Origin of the sequence: Lysobacter defluvii IMMIB APB-9 = DSM 18482 (assembly GCF_000423325.1) — a bacterium.
GTDB lineage: Bacteria > Pseudomonadota > Gammaproteobacteria > Xanthomonadales > Xanthomonadaceae > Novilysobacter > Novilysobacter defluvii.
Genome location: NZ_KE384007.1, coordinates 246,227 through 263,616 on the forward strand (window position 1 = coordinate 246,227; position 17,390 = coordinate 263,616).

The window sequence follows — 17,390 nt, forward strand, 5'->3', positions numbered from 1 at the left end:
CCGCAGGAGCCCGCCATGAACGACCCGACCCAAGCCCCCGAGACCGAACGCGACGTGATGGAGTACGACGTCATCACCGTCGGCGCCGGGCCGGCCGGGCTGGCGTTCGCGATCCGGCTCAAGCAGCTGGATCCGGAGATCAACGTCTGCGTGATCGAGAAGGGCGCGACCGTCGGCGCCCACATCCTTTCCGGCGCGGTCATCGAGACCGGCCCGCTGGACGAGCTGCTCCCGGGCTGGCGCGACAACCCGCCGCCGGTGTGCGTGGACGCCAAGGAAGACGAGTTCTGGCTGCTCAGCAAGGACGGGGGCCGCAAGCTGCCCGTCCCGCCGGGCATGAACAACCACGGCAACGTGATCGTCAGCCTGGGCGCGATGTGCGCCTGGCTGGCGCCGCAGGCCGAGGCGCTCGGGGTCGACGTCTTCCCCGGCTTCGCCGCCGCCGAGACCCTGCATGACGAGGACGGCGCCGTCACCGGCGTGCGCATCGGCGACATGGGCGTGGCGAAGGACGGCAGCCACAAGCCCGGCTACACCCAGGGCATCGACATCAAGGCCAAGGTGACCGTGCTGGCCGAGGGCGCGCGCGGCCACCTGACCAAGCGGCTGGTCAAGCGCTTCGCGCTGGACGCCGAGTCCGACCCGCAGGGCTACTCGATCGGCATCAAGGAGCTGTGGCAGGTCCCCGAGGAGCGCACCAGCCCCGGCAAGATCGTCCATAGCTTCGGCTGGCCCGCCGACAAGTCCACCTACGGCGGCAGCTTCATCTACCACCTCGACAAGGGCCGCATCGCCATCGGCTACGTCACTGGCCTGGACTACGAGGACCCGGAGTACCGCCCGTGGGAGGCGTTCCAGCAGTTCAAGCACCACCCCATGGTCAAGCCACTGCTGGAAGGCGGCGAGATCATCTCCGCCGGCGCCCGCGCGATCGTGACCGGCGGCTACCAGTCCCTGCCCCGCGTGGAGATGCCCGGCGCCCTGCTGATCGGCGACACCGCCGGCCTGCTCAACGTGCCCAAGGTCAAGGGCACCCACCAGGCGATCCGCAGCGGCATGCTGGCCGCCGAGCACCTGGCCGCCAACGCCCTGTCGCCGAAGGGCTTCGACGCCAAGCTGCGCGACAGCGCGGTCATGGCCGAGCTCAAGTCGGTCCGCAACATCAAGCCCGGCTTCAAGAAGGGCCTGTGGATGGGCATCCTCAACGCCGGCTGGGAAACCATCACCGGCGGCCGCTCGCCCTGGACCCTGAAGAACCGCGCCGACTGGAGCTCGCTTGAGAAGCTCGCCGAGTACGAGGCCCCCGACCGCGGCTGGGTCGACCGCGACCTTGCCCCGCGCGACCGCCTGGCCGGCGTGTACTTCGCCGCCACCGACCACGACGAGGACCAGCCCGTCCACCTGATCGTGCACGACACCAGCATCTGCGTGGAGCGATGCACCGTCGAATACGGCAATCCCTGCACCCGCTTCTGTCCCGCCGGCGTCTACGAGATGGTCGAGGACGAGGGCGGCCGCAGGCTGCAGATCAACGCCGCCAACTGCGTGCACTGCAAGACCTGCGACATCAAGGACCCGTACGAGATCATCACGTGGGTGACCCCGGAGGGAGGGGCGGGGCCGAATTACCAGAACCTCTGATCGTCGTTCCCGCGTACGCGGGAACCGAGGAACGCCCGTGGATGCCCGCGTGCATGGGCACGACGATATCGGGTGCGCGTGTCGCGATGCCTCATAAATCATCCCTGTAACTCGGCAACGAGTGATATACAGTACCTTGATGAAGAGGCCCGCGGCCCGCCACTCTCCCGAGACCCTTTCCGCCACCCAGCGCCTCGGCTCCGCCCTGCGCACCGCGCGGATCCGGCGCCGCATCACCCAGCAGCAGCTGGGCGACCGCGCGGGGCTCAGCAAGCAGACCATCGGCCGGCTGGAGGCGGGTGATCCGGGCATTGCCCTCGGGAATTTCCTGGAAGTCCTGCAGGTTCTGGAGCGCTCCTGGGCGTCCGATCTCGTCGAGATGATCGAGGACGACCGGCGCGGGCGGGCGCTTGAGAGTCAACGACTTCCCTCCCGGGTTGTAAACGATGACTTCTGAGCTGGACACGCTCTACGTCTTTGCCCCACGCCAGGGTGAGCACGCCCTGGCCGGCAGGCTGCGATGGAGGGAGGGTCGCGGCCGCTTCGAGTACAGCCGTGACTGGCTCGCACACCCCGACGCCTGGCCGCTGGACCCGCGCAATCTGGAGTTGCGCGACGGCCCCTTCGACACCACCCTCAACGGCGGAATCCATGGCGTATTCGCCGACGCAGGACCCGACGCATGGGGTCGCCTGCTCATCGAACACGAGCGGGGCCCGTCGGTGGCGGCGAACCCGCTGGAGATACTGAGACTGGCAAACGGCGCCGGAACGGGTGCGCTGCTCTTCTCCCAATCCCGCACCAGGCCAGCTCCGGTGCGGGCGGTAGCCACGGAGACGTCGCTTGCCGAACTCGAAGCCGCCTCCACGGCGATCGCGGCCGGGAGGCGCGCTTGGCCGAGGCGAACGGCCGAGCGGTGCTACTGGTACAGCGCTTCGACCGGAACGCGGGTGAGCGCCTGCACTACCTGAGCCTGCACGCGTTGCTCTCCGTGGAGCGCATGTCACCGGCCGATGTGGTCGCCCCTACGGGACTGGTGAGCTACTTCGGTGCTGCCTCGTTGTACCGCCGCATCGGCGTGTCCGACGCGGGGCGTCGCATGTTCGAGCGAATGCTGTTCAACGTGCTGATCGGCAACACCGACGATCACGCGCGCAACCATGGCCTGCTGCTCCATGCAGGCAGCTGGGATATGTCACCCGCCTTCGATCTCGTGGCGGAAGGAAAGCCGGTCCATGCCATCGGGATCGGGCTGAAGGGCCGGGAGTCTTCACTGGAAAACGCGTTCAGTGCACTTGCCTCCTACGATCTGGACGAGGACGTGGCAAGGCGGTCGCTGGAAAGCATCCAGGAAGTGCTTCATCGGGCGCCCGGGATCCTTGCCGGGGCCGGGCTTGCCGAGGGCGAGGTCGACCTGGCACTCGGCCGCATGTTTCGCACGATCTGAGCTCGAGCCGCATGGTTCGCTGGCATCGCAGCTCGGTGGCAGAATAGATCGCTGAGGCGAAGCAGGGTTCTCGGGAGTTACGGGCCAATGGCTGACAAAACCTGGCTCGTAACCGGCGGCGCGGGCTTCATCGGCGGCAACTTCGTGCTCGACGCCGTCGCGTCGGGCACAAGGGTCATCAACCTCGACGCGCTGACCTATGCGGGCAACCTGGACACGCTGAAGCCGCTCGAGGGCAACCCCGGCCACGTGTTCGTCCACGGTGACATCGGCGACCGCGCACTCCTCGCCCGGCTCCTCGCCGAACACCAGCCCGACGCGATCCTCAACTTCGCCGCCGAGAGCCACGTCGACCGCTCCATCGACGGCCCCGCCGCCTTCGTTCAGACCAACGTCGTTGGTACCCTCAACCTGCTCGAGTGCGCGCGCGACTACTGGCGCGGGCTCCCGGAGGCGCGGAAGGACGGCTTCCGGTTCCTGCACGTCTCCACCGACGAGGTCTACGGCTCGCTGGGCGACAGCGGCCGGTTCACCGAGACCACCCCCTACGCCCCCAACTCGCCCTACTCCGCGTCGAAGGCCGCGTCCGACCACCTGGTCCGCGCCTTCCACCACACCTACGGGCTGCCGGTGCTGACCACCAACTGCTCCAACAACTACGGTCCGTACCAGTTCCCGGAAAAGCTCATCCCGCTGGTGATCGCCAAGGCAGTCGCCGGCGAGCCGATCCCGGTCTATGGCGATGGCGGCAACGTGCGCGACTGGCTGTACGTGAAGGACCACTGCAACGCCATCAACCGCGTGCTCGAGGCGGGCCGCGTGGGCGAGGTCTACAACATCGGCGGTGATGCCGAGCGTCGGAACATCGAGGTGGTCGAGGCGATCTGCCACCTGCTGGACGCCCGCCACCCCCGCGACGACGGAAAGCCGCGCGCCAGCCAGATCACCTTCGTGCGGGACCGCCCCGGGCACGACCGACGCTACGCGATCGATGCGGGCAAGATCCGCAGCGAGCTGGGCTGGACCCCGGCCACCCGCTTCGAGGACGGCCTGGCGGCCACGGTCGACTGGTACCTGGCCAACACCGGGTGGACGCAGCGGATCCTCGACGGCAAGTACCGCCTGCAGCGGCTGGGCGAAGGGAGCTGAGATGGCGCGCAAGGGCATCATCCTCGCCGGCGGGACCGGCAGCCGGCTGTGGCCGGTGACGCAGGCGATCAGCAAGCAGCTGCTGCCGGTCTACGACAAGCCGATGATCTACTACCCCCTGAGCGTGCTGATGCTGGCTGGCATCCGCGAGGTGCTGGTCATCAACACCCCGCACGAGCAGGCGCTGTTCCAGCGGCTGCTGGGGGACGGCTCGCAATGGGGCATGGAGCTGCAGTACGCCGCCCAGCCCGAGCCGAAGGGGCTGGCGCAGGCGCTGACGATCGGCCGCACGTTCCTCGACGGCCAGTCCAGCTGCCTGGTGCTCGGCGACAACATCTTCCACGGTCACGGCCTGACCGCGACGCTGCGGACCGCCGACCAGCGCCGCCAGGGCGCCACCATCTTCGGCTACCACGTGCGCGACCCGCAGCGCTACGGCGTGGCGGAGTTCGACGGCGACGGCCGCGTGGTCGGAATCGAGGAGAAGCCGGCCCGCCCCCGCTCCCACCACGCGGTGACCGGCCTGTACTTCTACGACGACACCGCCCCGGACCGCGCCGCCGCGCTCAAGCCGTCGGCCCGCGGCGAGCTGGAGATCACCGACCTCAACCTTTCCTACCTGGCCGACGGCGCCCTGCACATGGAGCTGCTCGGCCGGGGCGCGGCCTGGCTGGACACCGGCACCCCGAGCGCCCTGCTACAGGCAGCCGCCTTCATCGAGACCATCGAACAGCGCCAGGGCCTGCGCGTCGGCAGCCCGGAGGAGATCGCCTGGGAGAGCGGCTGGATCGACGACGCCCAGCTGCTGGCGCTGGCCGAACCCCTACGCGCCAGCGGCTACGGCGAGTACCTCGCCGGGCTGGTCGAACGCGGGCGCATTGGCTGAGCCATGCGCATCCTGCTGACCGGCGCGAACGGACAGCTCGGGACCGAGCTGCGCCGGAGCCTGGCTCCGCTGGGCGAGCTGGTCAGCAGCACCCGCGGCGGCACCCTGTCCGACGGCGCGGCGTGCGAGCGCGCGGACCTTGGCCAACCCGGCAGCCTGGCCGAGCTCATCGACCGGGCTCGACCGGACGTCGTGGTCAACGCGGCCGCCTACACCGCCGTCGACCGCGCGGAAAGCGAGCCGGACCTGGCCTTCCGGATCAACGCGGAAGCCGTTGGAGAACTCGCCCGCGCCTGCGCAGCGGCGGGCGCCCGGTTGATCCACTACTCCACCGACTACGTGTTCTCGGGCGAGAACGAGCGGCCCTGGCGCGAAGACGACCCGACTGGCCCGGTGAACACCTACGGTGCCAGCAAGCTGGCGGGCGAGGAGGAAATCCGCGCGAGCGGCTGCCAGCACATGATCTTCCGCATTGCCTGGGTGTACGCCGCGCACGGGCACAACTTCCTGCGGACCATGCTGCGGCTGGCCGGCGAGCGGGAGGTCATCCAGGTAGTGGATGACCAGCACGGGACGCCGACACCGGCGCATTGGGTCGCGAATGCGTCGGCGAAGGTCATTGCCGCTGGCCACAGGGGAAGCGGCACGTGGCACCTCGCGCCGCAGGGGCAGACCACGTGGTACAGGTTTGCGGACAGCATCTTTCGGATTGCTCGAGAGAAAGGACTTCCCGTCCGTTCGCAGGAGATCGCTGCAGTGTCGAGCGAGGCCTACGCGGCCGGCGCCAGCCGTCCGCGCCAGTCTGTCCTCGACAGCAGGAGGGCAAGCCTGGAACTCGGAATCCAGCTGCCAGGATGGAGACAGGGACTGTGCGAGGTGCTGGAACAGTGCAAGTAAACGCATCGAGGGCTCCGGCGACGCGGATCCTGCTCGTCGCCGGGGCAGTACTGCTCGTGGCTGCGGCAACAGCGTGGGCGCTTGTCATCCGGCCCGAACCTTTCAGCGACTGGCTCTACTACTGGAGGGCCGCGGAGGGCTCGGTCGCCTACGAGCGCGGAGGCGTCCTGCTGTTCGTGCTTCGCGGCTTGCAGCAGATTTCCCTTCCGCCGCACCTCGCCGCACTGGTCATCAATTCGATCTCGGCGCTCGCCATCCTCGCAGTGGCGTACCAAGCAAATGGACGACGCTTGGGGCTGCCGCTACTGCTGGTCTTTGCCTACCTGCTGGCAATCACGCCGTACCACGCCGTGGTGCAGCTCGACCTGTCGTCGACTGCATTGCTTTGCGCGGGCATCTGGCTGCTCGCGGCGAACTGGCCGCCGGAGCGCCGAGCCTGGGCAGTAGGCCTTTCGGTAGTCCTGATGGTGTTTGCAGTCTCGAGCCGGCCACAGTTCTTCCTGATTTTGATGGTGTTCTCGGCGTTGCTTGGGCTGGCGGCTGCCATTGCCCACGCAGTTGCGCCTCCCCGCCGGCTCAAGGTCGCTGCAGCACCGCTGGTCCTGGCTGCGGGAGCGCTATTGGGCTTTGCCCTCGACTCCGCCCTGCGTGCAGAGGCGGGGCGCTCCGAGGCGGTGCGGACAAACTCGGCCGTTACCCTCTACGCAGGCCTGCTCTCATCTGGGACAACGCCCGGGACATGTGGACACTGGAGCCCAAAGGCCACGCACGACGCACGTGCGGACGCAGACCTGCCACTCCTGGAGGCCGTCCCGGCACGGTTACGGCAACAGGCGCCCGAATACTGGCTGCAGGTGATTCGCTGCAAGGTAAGAACCATCGCTCTTCCTGATGCGTACGCCCTTTACTGGTCCCTCGGAGCGCCGGAAGGATCGAGCGAGCCGGCCGACCGGTCGGTAAATCCACACCTCCAGGCCGCAATCCCGCATCTGTACGGGTGGGAGGGCCGGGGGTACCGCGTGCTGCTCCTCCTCACCTACTTTTTCATCCTGGCGACAGCCATACGGAATGGCCGCAAAGGGAGATGGCTCGAAGCTGCGTTGCCATTGCTGTGGCTGGCGTCGTTCTGGCTCGTGCACGCGGTTTTCGAAGTACAGGCCCGGTACTTCCTGCCGCTGTTCCTCGTGCTGCCGCTGATGGCCGCGCCGGGTATGGGGGGCCTGAGTGGCGGAAGGGCGGAAAGAAAGGCGGGTCAGGTTCTTCCCGATACCGGCGAACGGATGACCCGCTAGAATTAGCGGCTTTGTCGAGCTCAAGGAAGTGGCATGTGCGGAATCGTTGGCGCGATCGCTGATCGCGATATCGTCCCGGTGTTGGTCGAGGGCCTCAAGCGGCTGGAATACCGCGGCTACGACTCCGCCGGCATCGCCGTGCTCGACGAGGAGCGGCTACGCCGCGTCCGCCGCACCGGGCGGGTTTCGGAGATGGAAACCGCCGCGGGGGAGCAAGGCCTTGCCGCGGGCCTGGGCATCGGCCACACCCGCTGGGCGACCCATGGTGGAGTCACGGAGCACAACGCACATCCGCACATCAGCTTCGATGAGTTGGCGGTGGTGCATAACGGCATCATCGAGAACCATGACTCCCAGCGGGACCAGCTGCGCGAACGCGGCTATGTCTTCGAGTCCGACACGGATACCGAGGTCATCGCCCACCTGATTCACTTCCACCAGAAGCAGGGCGCTGACCTCCTGGCTGCCGTGCAGAGCGCGGTGCGCGAGCTGACCGGTGCCTACGCGATCGCAGTGGTCAGCAAGAATGAGCCCGACCGGATGATCGTCGCGAGGATGGGTTGCCCTCTGCTGGTGGGTCTGGGGGACGGCGAGAACTTCGTCGCCAGCGACGTCTCGGCGATCATCCAGGCCACCCGCCGGGTGATCTTCCTGGAGGAGGGCGATACCGCCGAGCTGACCCGTGACGGGGTGCGGGTGTTCGGCGAAGAGGGCCAGCCGGTTGAGCGCGAGGTGCACGTCTCGGACGTGTCGCTTGCGTCGCTGGAGCTGGGGCCGTACAGCCACTTCATGCAGAAGGAGATCCACGAGCAGCCGCGCGCGATCTCCGACACCATCGAGGCGGTGATCGACGACGGCACGTTCTCCCCGGAACTGTTCGGGGACGACGCGGCGGAGGTCCTCGCCGGGATCGAAGGCGTGCAGATCCTCGCCTGCGGCACCAGCTACTACGCCGGCGTCACTGCCCGCTACTGGATCGAGTCCATTGCCGGCCTGCCCTGCGAAGTCGAGATCGCCAGCGAGTACCGCTACCGCGACGTGGTCGCCAAACCGCGCCACCTGGTGGTGACCATCTCGCAGTCCGGCGAGACGCTCGACACCATGGAGGCACTCAAGTACGCCAAGTCACTTGGACACGACGCCACCCTGTCGATCTGCAACGTACCCGAGAGCGCAATTCCGCGCGCCAGCCGGCTGGTCTACTACACCCGCGCGGGCGCGGAGATCGGCGTGGCTTCCACCAAGGCCTTCACGACGCAGCTAGTGGCCCTGTTCACCCTCGCCTGCACCCTGGCAAAGCTGCGCGGCTCCATCAATGACGAGCAGGAAGCCGATCACCTGGACTGCCTGCGCCAACTCCCGGGAAGCATCCAGCACGCGCTGAACCTGGAGCCGCAGATCACGCGGTGGGCCGAGCGGTTCGCGTCGAAGAACGACGCGCTCTTCCTGGGCCGAGGCATCCACTACCCGATCGCCCTCGAAGGCGCGCTCAAGCTAAAGGAAATCTCCTACATCCACGCCGAGGCCTACCCGGCCGGCGAGCTCAAGCACGGCCCACTGGCGCTGGTCGACGAGGACATGCCGGTCGTGGTGATTGCCCCCAACGACCGGCTCATGGAGAAGGTGAAGTCCAACATGCAGGAGGTCCGCGCCCGTGGCGGGGAGCTGTACGTGTTCACCGACGACGACAGCGAGTTCGGGCCGTCCGAAGGGGTGCACGTGATCCGCGCCCCGCGCCACGTCGGCGTGCTCAGCCCGATCGTGCACACCATTCCGGTGCAGTTGCTCGCGTACCACGTGGCGCTGGCACGTGGCACCGACGTGGACAAGCCTCGGAACCTCGCCAAGTCGGTGACCGTCGAATAGAAACGGTGCTTCGTCACGGTTCCGACGCATTGCCCGCGCCCATTGGGTAGCGCTACCGGAGCCGCTTTGCAATGCCAGTACTGATGCGCGATATTCGGGTCGGCATGACCTTCGATCATGCCGTTCAGAATGCACTACACATGCACATCAGGAGGATGTAATGAAGAAGAGGATCATGTCTGTGGTTGCAGTAGCAGCGTTTAGCGCGGGCTTGCTTGCGCCCGTGGTCGCTAGCGCTGGCATCACCGAGTTCCTGGAGTGTCTCCAGAGGGGCTGCGCCGGAAAGTGCACCTACTCCGGTGATTGCCATCTGATCGAGAGGTAAGCGCCAACGGCTCCCGGCGCAGGCCGGGAGCCTTCTCCCCACTCACCCACTGCAGAGAGTTGGAGGGCGCGGGATGCGTCAGGTAAAAATCTTTGTGATCGCGGCGCTCGCCCTGGCCTTAGGGCTCTTCGCGTCGCACTCGCTGATGAGCCATCTGGGATCCCCTGATGGGGTCACGGATCAGATCCAGCTGGGCGATTATTCACAGGTGCTCGCTCGGTATGACCAAGGGGCGGCACTGGTACTGTTCACGAACGCCGGTTGCCCCTACTGCGAGATGGCACGGGATCATCTGGACCAGAGAGAGCTCGTGTACCACGAGGTACGGCTGGAGCAGTCTTCATCGGAGCGGCAGTACTTCATGCGAGATCTTGGTTTATCCACAGTTCCCGTGTTGATCTCATCCGAACGGTTGGTGACAGGCTACAAACAGCCGTTGTATGACTCACTCTTCCGCGAAGAATAGCCTGACGCAGCCTACAGTTGCCTTCTCGAGGAGGTGACCGCCGAGGGGCGGACCTAGCTCAGCTCACAAGGCTCACACCGGTTTTCTGCACCAGTTCTTCCCTGGTCACTCCAGACGCGAGCTCCACCAGCCTCAGCCCATCCGGCGTCACATCCATGACGCCCAGATCAGTAACGATCCGGCTCACGACGCCCACGCCGGTAAGCGGGAGCGTGCATTCGGGCAGGATCTTCGGCTCCCCGGTCTTAGTGGTGTGCTCCATCAGCACCACCACGCGCTTGACGCCGGCCACCAGGTCCATGGCGCCGCCCATGCCCTTGACCATCTTGCCGGGCACCATCCAGTTGGCCAAATCGCCCTTGTCGGTGACCTCCATCGCGCCCAGGATCGCCAGGTCGATGTGGCCGCCCCGGATCATCGCGAAGCTGTCGTGGCTGCCGAAATAGCTCGCACCCTTGCGGGCGGTCACGGTCTGCTTGCCGGCGTTGATCAGGTCGGCATCGAGCTCGTCCTCGGTCGGGAACGGGCCGATGCCGAGCAGGCCGTTCTCGGACTGCAGCCACACGTCGACCCCATCGGGGATGTGGTTGGCGACCAGGGTCGGCAGGCCAATGCCGAGGTTGACGTACATGCCGTCGCTGAGTTCCTGCGCGGCGCGCTTCGCCATTTCGTCACGGGTCCAGGCCATGTCAGTTGCCTCCTCGCACGGTGCGCTGCTCGATGCGCTTCTCGGGGTTCGGGTTGTGCACGATGCGGTCGACGTAGATGCCGGGCAGGTGCACGTGGTCGGGATCGATGGCGCCGATCTCCACGACCTCCTCCACCTCGGCGATACAGACCTTGCCGGCCATTGCGCAGGCAGGGTTGAAGTTCCGCGCCGTCTTGCGGAAGACCAGGTTGCCGGCTTTGTCGGCCTTCCAGGCCTTCACCAGCGCCACGTCGGCGACCAGCGCGGTCTCCATCACGTAGTGCTTGCCGTCGAACTCGCGGGTTTCCTTGCCCTCGGCCACCACGGTGCCGTAGCCGGTGGCGGTGAAGAAGGCGGGGATGCCGGCGCCACCGGCACGCAGGCGCTCGGCCAGGGTGCCCTGCGGGTTGAACTCCAGCTCCAGCTCGCCGGCCAGGAACTGCCGCTCAAACTCCTTGTTCTCGCCCACGTAGGACGAAATCATCTTGCGGATCTGCCGCGTCTCCAGCAGCAGTCCGAGGCCGAAGCCGTCGACGCCCGCGTTGTTGGAGATGGCGGTCAGGCCCTTGACGCCGGAGTCCCGCAGGGCCTCGATCAGCGCCTCGGGGATGCCGCACAGGCCGAAGCCGCCGACCGCCAGCGTCTGGTCGTCGGCCACCACGCCTTCGAGCGCGGACTTCGCGTCGGGATAGAGCTTGCTCTTGGCGCCGGACACGGGCGACGCCGCAGGGGCCTGGGCCATGGTGCTACTCCTTTTCGGAATGCCCACAAGTCTAGCCCGCCGGGCTGCTGGACCGAACCGTACCTTGGTGCAGTTCCACTTGCCCTGCCCTTCTCCCGCTTGCGGGAGAAGGTGCCCGAAGGGCGGATGAGGGCGCTTTTGCCCCTCAAGTCAAAACCGGCCCTCACCCCAACCCTCTCCCGCGAGCGGGAGAGGGGGCAAAGCGTCAGCTGCGGCCGTAGACGTCTTCCAGCCGCACGATGTCGTCCTCACCCAGATAGCCACCCGACTGCACCTCGATCAACTCCACCGGCTCGGTGCCGCGGTTCCGCAGCCGGTGCACGCTGCCCTGCGGAATGAACGTGCTCTCGTTCTCCTTCAACTCGAACACCCGCTCGTCGCAGGTCACCTCGGCCACGCCGGACACGACCACCCAGTGCTCGGCCCGGTGCTGGTGCTTCTGCAGGCTCAGCGCGGCGCCCGGCTTGACCACGATCCGCTTCACCTGAAACCGCGGACCCACTCCGATCGAGTCATAGCTGCCCCACGGACGGAACACCTTCCGATGCGACAGGTGCTCGGTTCGTCCTTCCGCCTTGAGCCGGTCCACCACGGCCTTGACCTCCTGCACCCGGTCCTTGCGCGCGACCAGCGTGGCGTCGGCGGTGTCGATGATCACCAGGTCCTCCACGCCCACCGTCGCAACCAGCCTGCGCTCGGCGGCGCGGATGAGGCTGCCCTGGGTGTCAATGGCGATCACGTCCCCCTCGGTCTTGTTCCCGGCCTCGTCGCGCTCGGCGACCGACCACAACGAGGACCAGGAGCCGATGTCGCTCCAGCCGCAGCTGACGGGCACCACGGCGGCGCGGTCGGTCTTCTCCATGACGGCGTAGTCGATCGAATCGCTGGGGCTGGCGGCGAACGCCTCCCCGTCCACCCGGATGAAGTCCAGGTCCGCCCCGGACGCGGCGTACGCTTGGCCGGCGGCTTCGACTATTTCAGGCGCATGCGCGCCCAGTTCCTCGAGATAGCGGCTGGCGCGGAACAGGAACATGCCGGAGTTCCACGAGTACCCGCCGTCGGCGAGATAGCGCTCGGCCGTCTCCAGGTCGGGCTTCTCGACGAAGCGCTCGATCCGGAACCCGGCCGAGCCCAGCGCCTCGCCCCGGCGGATGTAGCCGTAGCCGGTCTCTGCGTAGTCCGGGTTGATGCCAAAGGCCACCAGCCAGTCATCCCCCGCCAACTCGACCGCCTTCAGCACCGCCTCGCGGAAGGCCGCCTCGTCCTCGATCAGGTGGTCGGCCGGCATGACCAGCAGCACCGCGTCCGGATCCCGGGCCTGCGCGTGCAGCGCGGCCAGCGCGATCGCCGGGGCGGTGTTGCGGGCCACTGGCTCCAGCACAATGCCGCCGCTGGCCACCCCGATCGCCTGCAGCTGCTCGCCGACCGTGAACCGGTGCGCCTCGCTGCACACCGTGATCGGCGCCTGCATGCCGGGCAGCCCCACGGCCCGGAGCACCGTCTCCTGGTACAGGGACCGGTCCCCCACCAGGGCCAGGAACTGCTTCGGCCGGTCCTGGCGCGACATCGGCCACAGGCGCGTCCCGCTGCCGCCACTGAGTACTACCGGATGCAGCATCACCAACTCCCGAGTACAAGTGCGACAAGGATACTCCCGGGCGCTCCTCACCCTGCGCCCCCGTGTGGTGTCCGCTAGAATGGCCTGCCGCATTTCAACCGCGCGGCGGCCGCTGAGCCGCCCCCCACAAGGAAACCCCACAACGATGAAGATCCTCGTCGGATACAAGCGCGTGGTGGACTTCAACGTCCGCATCCAGGTCAAGCCGGACGGGACCGGCGTGGTCACCGACGGCGTCAAGCTGTCCGCCAACCCGTTCGATGAAATCGCCCTGGAAGAGGCGCTGCGCCTCCGCGACAAGGGGGTCGCCACCGAGGTGGTGGTCGCCACCATCGCTCCGGCCGACGCCCAGGCCCACCTGCGCAACGGCCTGGCCATGGGCGCCAACCGCGCCATCCACGTGGTCACCGAGGCCGGGCAGGAGATCCAGCCGCTGGACGCCGCCCGTACCTTCCTGAAGCTGGTCGAGAAGGAGCAGCCGGATCTGGTGATCCTGGGCAAGCAGGCGATCGACGACGACGCCAACCAGACCGGCCAGATGCTGGCCACGATCTGGGGACGTCCGCAGGCCACCTTCGCCAGCAAGCTGGAGCTCGCGGACGGCAAGGCCACCGTCACCCGCGAGGTCGACGCCGGCCTGGAAACGGTGGAAGTCGACCTCCCGGCCGTGGTCACCACCGACCTGCGCCTCAACGAGCCGCGTTTCATCAAGCTGCCCGACATCATGAAGGCCAAGAGCAAGCCGATGGAGTCGATCCCGTTCGCCGAGCTGGGCGTGGAGGCCGGTGAAGGCCTCAAGACCACCGCCTACGCCCCGCCGCCCAAGCGCAGCAAGGGCGTGATGGTGAAGGACGCCGCCGAACTGGTCGCCGCACTCAAGGAAAAGGGTCTCCTCTAATGTCCAAAGTCCTGATCATCGCCGAGCACCTGGACGGCGCCCTCAACGCCTCCACCGCCAAGTGCGTCACCGCCGCCAAGGCGCTCTCCCCCGAATCCATCGACATCGTGGTGCTGGCCGCCGACCCGGCCGCCGTCGCTGCCGAGGCCGCCCAGATCGACGGCGTGGCCCGCGTGCTGACCGTCGCCAACGAGGCCAACGCCCACGCGATCGCCCAGGTACTGGCCCCGCAGGTCGCCAAGCTCGCGGAGGGCTACACCCACGTCTTCGGCCCCTCCACCACCTTCGGCAAGGACCTGATGCCCTGCGTGGCCGCCCTGCTCGGCGTGCCGCAGGTGACCGACGTCATGGCCGTGGAAGGCAGCCACACCTTCAAGCGCCCGATCTATGCGGGCAACGCGATCATCACCGTGGAGGCGCCCGCCGGTAAGACGGTCGTGGCCACCGTGCGGACCGCCTCCTGGTCCGAGGCCGGCAAGGGCGGCAACGCCGCCGTCGAAGCCGCCGAGGTGCAGGCCGAGCTGCCGACGCACACCCGCTTCAAGGACCTGGCCAGCGCCGAGTCCGACCGCCCGGACCTGCAGAGCGCCAGGCGCGTGGTTTCCGGCGGTCGCGGCGTGGGGTCTGCCGAGAACTTCAAGATCATCTACGACTTCGCGGACACGATCGGCGCGGCGGTGGGTGCTTCGCGTGCCGCTGTTGACGCCGGCTACGTGCCCAACGAGATGCAGGTGGGCCAGACTGGCAAGATCATCGCGCCGGAGCTGTACATTGCGATCGGCATCAGTGGGGCGATCCAGCACCTGACGGGCATCAAGGACGCGGGAACGATCGTGGCGATCAACAAAGATCCGGATTCGGCGATTTTCGAGATTGCGGATTACGGGCTGGTGGGGGACCTGTTCAAGGTGCTGCCGGAGTTGGAAGCGGCGCTTTGACACTTTACTGCCGAAGGCAATAATTTCGGGGGCCGATCGTCGGCCCTCTCTTTTGGGAGCGTTATGTCCAGCAAGAAGGTCATGGTTGTCTTTGGCACCCGACCTGAAGCCATCAAGATGGCGCCGGTAGCCACTGCGCTACGAAATCGGGCCGACATCAACGTTCAGATCGTTGTGACAGCCCAGCATCGCGAGTTGCTGGATCAGGTCCTGCATGTATTCGGAGTGACACCGACCGAAGACCTTGATCTCATGGAGCCGGATCAGTCGCTGCCTGGATTATTCTCCCGGATTCTCCTGGCCGTCACTGGCTCCATTAAACGCCTCAAGCCTGACATGGTGTTGGTGCACGGGGATACCACCACCACCTTGGCGGTCGCGCTCGCCGCGTTTTATCTGCGAGTTCCGATTGGTCATGTTGAGGCAGGACTTCGGACCGGAAACCTGGCAGCTCCGTGGCCCGAGGAAGCAAACAGGCGACTGACAGCCCCGCTCGCCCAACTACACTTTGCTCCTACTGCGCAAGCGCGTCGCAATCTGCTTAGTGAAAACGTCGCAGCGGACACGATCCACGTAACCGGGAACACCGTCGTGGATGCGCTGCTCAACGCGATAGACCGTGTTGAGCAGGATGCCACCCTGAGAAAGGCCGTGGAGAGCCAATTGCCGGCAATTCGGCCCGATAAAAAGCTAGTGCTTGTTACCGGTCATCGTCGGGAAAACATTGGAGAACGACTGGAAGACGTTTGTCGGGCCTTACTGGAAATATCCTCACATCCTGACGTGGAAGTGATCTATCCGGTGCACCCCAACCCGGCCGTTGGAACCACCGTCAAACGGGTGCTGGAGGGGAAGCCCAAAATACACCTGATTCCGCCGCTCGACTACTTGCCATTTATCTGGCTGATGCGACGGGCCGATGTGATTCTGACAGATTCAGGCGGCATCCAGGAAGAAGCGCCGGCGCTCAACAAACCCGTCCTGGTACTCCGCGACACAACGGAACGGCCGGAAGCAATTCAATCCGGGACTGCGAAACTTGTCGGAACTGATCGAGAAAAGATCGTTGAATGGACACACGCGCTGCTCTTCAACGAACAACAGCGGCGCACGTTCGTCAGCGCGATCAATCCATTCGGTGACGGGAAGGCTGCCGAGCGGATCGCAAGCCTCATAGAGCACTGGCTAAACAGCAATCCCTCGGCCTCCCTGAAATGATGCACTACGTCGTCACAAGAAATTTCTACTCCGACGAGTATCCGCATAAGGAACAGCGTCGGTACCTGACGCGAAAATACACTATTCCGTCGTTGCGCCACCAAACAGCCGGGAACTTCACCTGGGTCGTTGCGGGTCGAAACGGACTGACTCCCGCGGACACCCAAGGCATCGACACCATCTGGCTGGATGTTGATCCGCCAAAGAATTTCGACAGCACCACTTATCTGATGCAGGAGCTCATCTCACTCTTGGCGCGAGACCTGGATCCTTCCATGAAGATCATCACTACGCGCTTGGACAATGATGACATGCTGCTGCCAGATTTCGTCGAACGCATCCAGGCTTCTGCGCGCGACACCGACAAAGGAGTAATCGACGCCAGGGGCCTGCGCGTCGACACGCGGACGCGGAAGATCTACCGCGACACTGCATATCAAAAGGTGCCCTCTCCGTTTTTGAGCGTTGTCGAGGAGAAAGCCGGAAAGCGATGTCGGCTGATGACCGCCTATTACGATCAGCACAGCCTGATGCACCGACACCTCCCGCTGATCAAACTTGAATTCCCCGGATGGGTCCAGCTCATCCACGAGAGCAATAAAGTCATGGCGCGCTCGCCGGCTGAAGTCGACACCCGGGGGCAACCGCTGGACTATGACTATGAAACCTTCATGAAGTCGCTGCACCGAACCCCCACCCAGGCATATCCCGCCGAATGAGCAGCCGTAACAGGAACAGAATGGTTCAGCGCGGCTCGCAAACAAATACCCAGCGGCCCGACAAGCGACTGAAGTCTATGTCGCAAGCTCCTATCAGAGCATATACGTCACGTACGTTGAAGAGCGTGCGTCAGGCTCCGTCAGGTTCGAGTGCGTCTCACGGCTGCGAATGCGCACTGACAGGTCGGGCTTTCCTTGCTTCCCAAACGTCAAGTGGACGTCGTCCGGGTCGCCGGTGCGGCGCACCTCTTGGTAATCGTGCCCAAGCAACACGTTCGACACGAGCCGCTCAGCCTGCTCCACATCCTTGTCCAGCATCTCCAGGTACACCTGCCGCTCGCGCCCTGTTTCATCTGGCGTGGGACCAGTACGGTCGTACCGCAGCTTTGCCGCCCCGCCGCTCAGAAGCGAACTGACCAGCTCGTCAACAGCGGGCACCGGCGGAGACTCCGCGAAGGACCCCGATTCGGCGTCCACTTGCGGCTGATCGTCAGCAACGGGCACCTCTTCGCCACTGCAAGCAGTCATGAACAATCCCGCCAGAAGCAAGCAGGCCCCAGTTACATAGGCTGGCTTCATCCGCATCACGATGCTCCACTG

18 protein-coding genes are annotated in these 17,390 nt (G+C 65.9%); 14 read left to right on the forward strand and 4 right to left on the reverse strand.

Annotated elements, in window-relative coordinates:
* Positions 1-15: 15 nt before the first annotated feature.
* The 10 genes from G545_RS0112775 to G545_RS14790 all read left to right on the forward strand — a co-directional run bounded on the left by G545_RS0112775 (position 16) and on the right by G545_RS14790 (position 9,969).
* The gene (locus tag G545_RS0112775; protein ID WP_027070723.1) at positions 16-1,641 is read left to right on the forward strand and encodes an electron transfer flavoprotein-ubiquinone oxidoreductase; all 1,626 of its coding nucleotides are present in this window, start codon (positions 16-18) and stop codon (positions 1,639-1,641) included.
* Positions 1,642-1,780: 139 nt separating this feature from the next.
* Entirely contained in the window at positions 1,781-2,098 is a 318-nt protein-coding gene (locus G545_RS14785; RefSeq protein WP_052106485.1) for a helix-turn-helix domain-containing protein, read from the forward strand.
* On the forward strand, positions 2,088-2,612 hold the full coding sequence (locus G545_RS15455; RefSeq protein ID WP_081677908.1) for a HipA N-terminal domain-containing protein: 525 nt from the start codon (positions 2,088-2,090) through the stop codon (positions 2,610-2,612). Before G545_RS14785 ends, G545_RS15455 begins: the two co-directional genes overlap by 11 nt.
* A complete protein-coding gene (locus G545_RS0112785) occupies positions 2,534-3,088 on the forward strand; it encodes a HipA domain-containing protein (RefSeq protein ID WP_027070724.1) in 555 nt (184 codons plus the stop codon). The genes G545_RS15455 and G545_RS0112785 overlap by 79 nt, the downstream gene beginning before the upstream one ends.
* Before the next feature lie 87 nt (positions 3,089-3,175).
* Positions 3,176-4,237 carry a dTDP-glucose 4,6-dehydratase gene (gene rfbB / locus G545_RS0112790; RefSeq protein ID WP_027070725.1) on the forward strand — a complete coding sequence of 354 codons (1,062 nt, stop codon included), beginning with the start codon at positions 3,176-3,178 and terminating at the stop codon, positions 4,235-4,237.
* 1 nt (position 4,238) lies between these two features.
* On the forward strand, positions 4,239-5,123 hold the full coding sequence (gene rfbA, locus G545_RS0112795; protein WP_027070726.1) for a glucose-1-phosphate thymidylyltransferase RfbA: 885 nt from the start codon (positions 4,239-4,241) through the stop codon (positions 5,121-5,123).
* Positions 5,124-5,126: 3 nt separating this feature from the next.
* The gene (rfbD, locus tag G545_RS0112800) at positions 5,127-6,020 is read left to right on the forward strand and encodes a dTDP-4-dehydrorhamnose reductase (protein WP_027070727.1); all 894 of its coding nucleotides are present in this window, start codon (positions 5,127-5,129) and stop codon (positions 6,018-6,020) included.
* On the forward strand, positions 6,011-7,312 hold the full coding sequence (locus G545_RS0112805; protein ID WP_154656599.1) for a hypothetical protein: 1,302 nt from the start codon (positions 6,011-6,013) through the stop codon (positions 7,310-7,312). The genes rfbD and G545_RS0112805 overlap by 10 nt, the downstream gene beginning before the upstream one ends.
* Positions 7,313-7,345: 33 nt before the next feature.
* Positions 7,346-9,178 carry a glutamine--fructose-6-phosphate transaminase (isomerizing) gene (gene glmS / locus G545_RS0112810; RefSeq protein WP_027070729.1) on the forward strand — a complete coding sequence of 611 codons (1,833 nt, stop codon included), beginning with the start codon at positions 7,346-7,348 and terminating at the stop codon, positions 9,176-9,178.
* Between the two features lie 398 nt (positions 9,179-9,576).
* Entirely contained in the window at positions 9,577-9,969 is a 393-nt protein-coding gene (locus tag G545_RS14790; RefSeq protein WP_036135732.1) for a glutaredoxin family protein, read from the forward strand.
* A gap of 58 nt (positions 9,970-10,027) precedes the next feature.
* On the opposite strand, the gene G545_RS0112825 is transcribed toward G545_RS14790, so the two are convergent.
* The 3 genes from G545_RS0112825 to G545_RS0112835 form a co-directional block, all read right to left on the reverse strand.
* The gene (locus G545_RS0112825; RefSeq protein ID WP_027070730.1) at positions 10,028-10,657 is read right to left on the reverse strand and encodes a CoA transferase subunit B; all 630 of its coding nucleotides are present in this window, start codon (positions 10,655-10,657) and stop codon (positions 10,028-10,030) included.
* A 1-nt stretch (position 10,658) separates the two neighbouring features.
* Positions 10,659-11,399 carry a CoA transferase subunit A gene (locus G545_RS0112830; RefSeq protein WP_036135729.1) on the reverse strand — a complete coding sequence of 247 codons (741 nt, stop codon included), beginning with the start codon at positions 11,397-11,399 and terminating at the stop codon, positions 10,659-10,661.
* Positions 11,400-11,604: 205 nt separating this feature from the next.
* Positions 11,605-13,017, reverse strand: coding sequence for a mannose-1-phosphate guanylyltransferase/mannose-6-phosphate isomerase (locus G545_RS0112835; protein WP_027070732.1), 1,413 nt, complete (start codon positions 13,015-13,017; stop codon positions 11,605-11,607).
* Between the two features lie 145 nt (positions 13,018-13,162).
* Here G545_RS0112835 and G545_RS0112840 point away from each other — a divergent pair, with 145 nt between their 5' ends.
* The 4 genes from G545_RS0112840 (at position 13,163) to G545_RS0112855 (ending at position 16,790) form a co-directional block, all read left to right on the forward strand.
* Positions 13,163-13,915, forward strand: coding sequence for an electron transfer flavoprotein subunit beta/FixA family protein (locus tag G545_RS0112840; RefSeq protein ID WP_027070733.1), 753 nt, complete (start codon positions 13,163-13,165; stop codon positions 13,913-13,915).
* The gene (locus G545_RS0112845; protein ID WP_027070734.1) at positions 13,915-14,853 is read left to right on the forward strand and encodes an electron transfer flavoprotein subunit alpha/FixB family protein; all 939 of its coding nucleotides are present in this window, start codon (positions 13,915-13,917) and stop codon (positions 14,851-14,853) included. Before G545_RS0112840 ends, G545_RS0112845 begins: the two co-directional genes overlap by 1 nt.
* 63 nt (positions 14,854-14,916) lie before the next feature.
* Complete coding sequence (wecB, locus tag G545_RS15460; protein WP_231553144.1) at positions 14,917-16,071, forward strand: non-hydrolyzing UDP-N-acetylglucosamine 2-epimerase; 1,155 nt, start codon at positions 14,917-14,919, stop codon at positions 16,069-16,071.
* On the forward strand, positions 16,071-16,790 hold the full coding sequence (locus G545_RS0112855; protein ID WP_161625789.1) for a glycosyltransferase: 720 nt from the start codon (positions 16,071-16,073) through the stop codon (positions 16,788-16,790). Before wecB ends, G545_RS0112855 begins: the two co-directional genes overlap by 1 nt.
* 93 nt (positions 16,791-16,883) lie before the next feature.
* Here G545_RS0112855 and G545_RS0112860 read toward each other — a convergent pair whose 3' ends face one another.
* The gene (locus G545_RS0112860) at positions 16,884-17,375 is read right to left on the reverse strand and encodes a hypothetical protein (RefSeq protein ID WP_027070737.1); all 492 of its coding nucleotides are present in this window, start codon (positions 17,373-17,375) and stop codon (positions 16,884-16,886) included.
* Between the last annotated feature and the right edge of the window lie 15 nt (positions 17,376-17,390).

Bases quoted from the DNA above. Each gene is read 5' to 3' on its own strand.
- G545_RS0112775 (WP_027070723.1), top strand. From the start codon at position 16: ATGAACGACCCGACCCAAGCCCCCGAGACCGAACGCGACGTGATGGAG.
- G545_RS14785 (WP_052106485.1), top strand. From the start codon at position 1,781: ATGAAGAGGCCCGCGGCCCGCCACTCTCCCGAGACCCTTTCCGCCACC.
- G545_RS15455 (WP_081677908.1), top strand. From the start codon at position 2,088: ATGACTTCTGAGCTGGACACGCTCTACGTCTTTGCCCCACGCCAGGGT.
- rfbB (WP_027070725.1), top strand. From the start codon at position 3,176: ATGGCTGACAAAACCTGGCTCGTAACCGGCGGCGCGGGCTTCATCGGC.
- rfbA (WP_027070726.1), top strand. From the start codon at position 4,239: ATGGCGCGCAAGGGCATCATCCTCGCCGGCGGGACCGGCAGCCGGCTG.
- rfbD (WP_027070727.1), top strand. From the start codon at position 5,127: ATGCGCATCCTGCTGACCGGCGCGAACGGACAGCTCGGGACCGAGCTG.
- glmS (WP_027070729.1), top strand. From the start codon at position 7,346: ATGTGCGGAATCGTTGGCGCGATCGCTGATCGCGATATCGTCCCGGTG.
- G545_RS14790 (WP_036135732.1), top strand. From the start codon at position 9,577: ATGCGTCAGGTAAAAATCTTTGTGATCGCGGCGCTCGCCCTGGCCTTA.
- G545_RS0112825 (WP_027070730.1), bottom strand. From the start codon at position 10,657: ATGGCCTGGACCCGTGACGAAATGGCGAAGCGCGCCGCGCAGGAACTC.
- G545_RS0112830 (WP_036135729.1), bottom strand. From the start codon at position 11,399: ATGGCCCAGGCCCCTGCGGCGTCGCCCGTGTCCGGCGCCAAGAGCAAG.
- G545_RS0112835 (WP_027070732.1), bottom strand. From the start codon at position 13,017: ATGCTGCATCCGGTAGTACTCAGTGGCGGCAGCGGGACGCGCCTGTGG.
- G545_RS0112840 (WP_027070733.1), top strand. From the start codon at position 13,163: ATGAAGATCCTCGTCGGATACAAGCGCGTGGTGGACTTCAACGTCCGC.
- G545_RS0112845 (WP_027070734.1), top strand. From the start codon at position 13,915: ATGTCCAAAGTCCTGATCATCGCCGAGCACCTGGACGGCGCCCTCAAC.
- wecB (WP_231553144.1), top strand. From the start codon at position 14,917: ATGTCCAGCAAGAAGGTCATGGTTGTCTTTGGCACCCGACCTGAAGCC.
- G545_RS0112855 (WP_161625789.1), top strand. From the start codon at position 16,071: ATGCACTACGTCGTCACAAGAAATTTCTACTCCGACGAGTATCCGCAT.
- G545_RS0112860 (WP_027070737.1), bottom strand. From the start codon at position 17,375: ATGCGGATGAAGCCAGCCTATGTAACTGGGGCCTGCTTGCTTCTGGCG.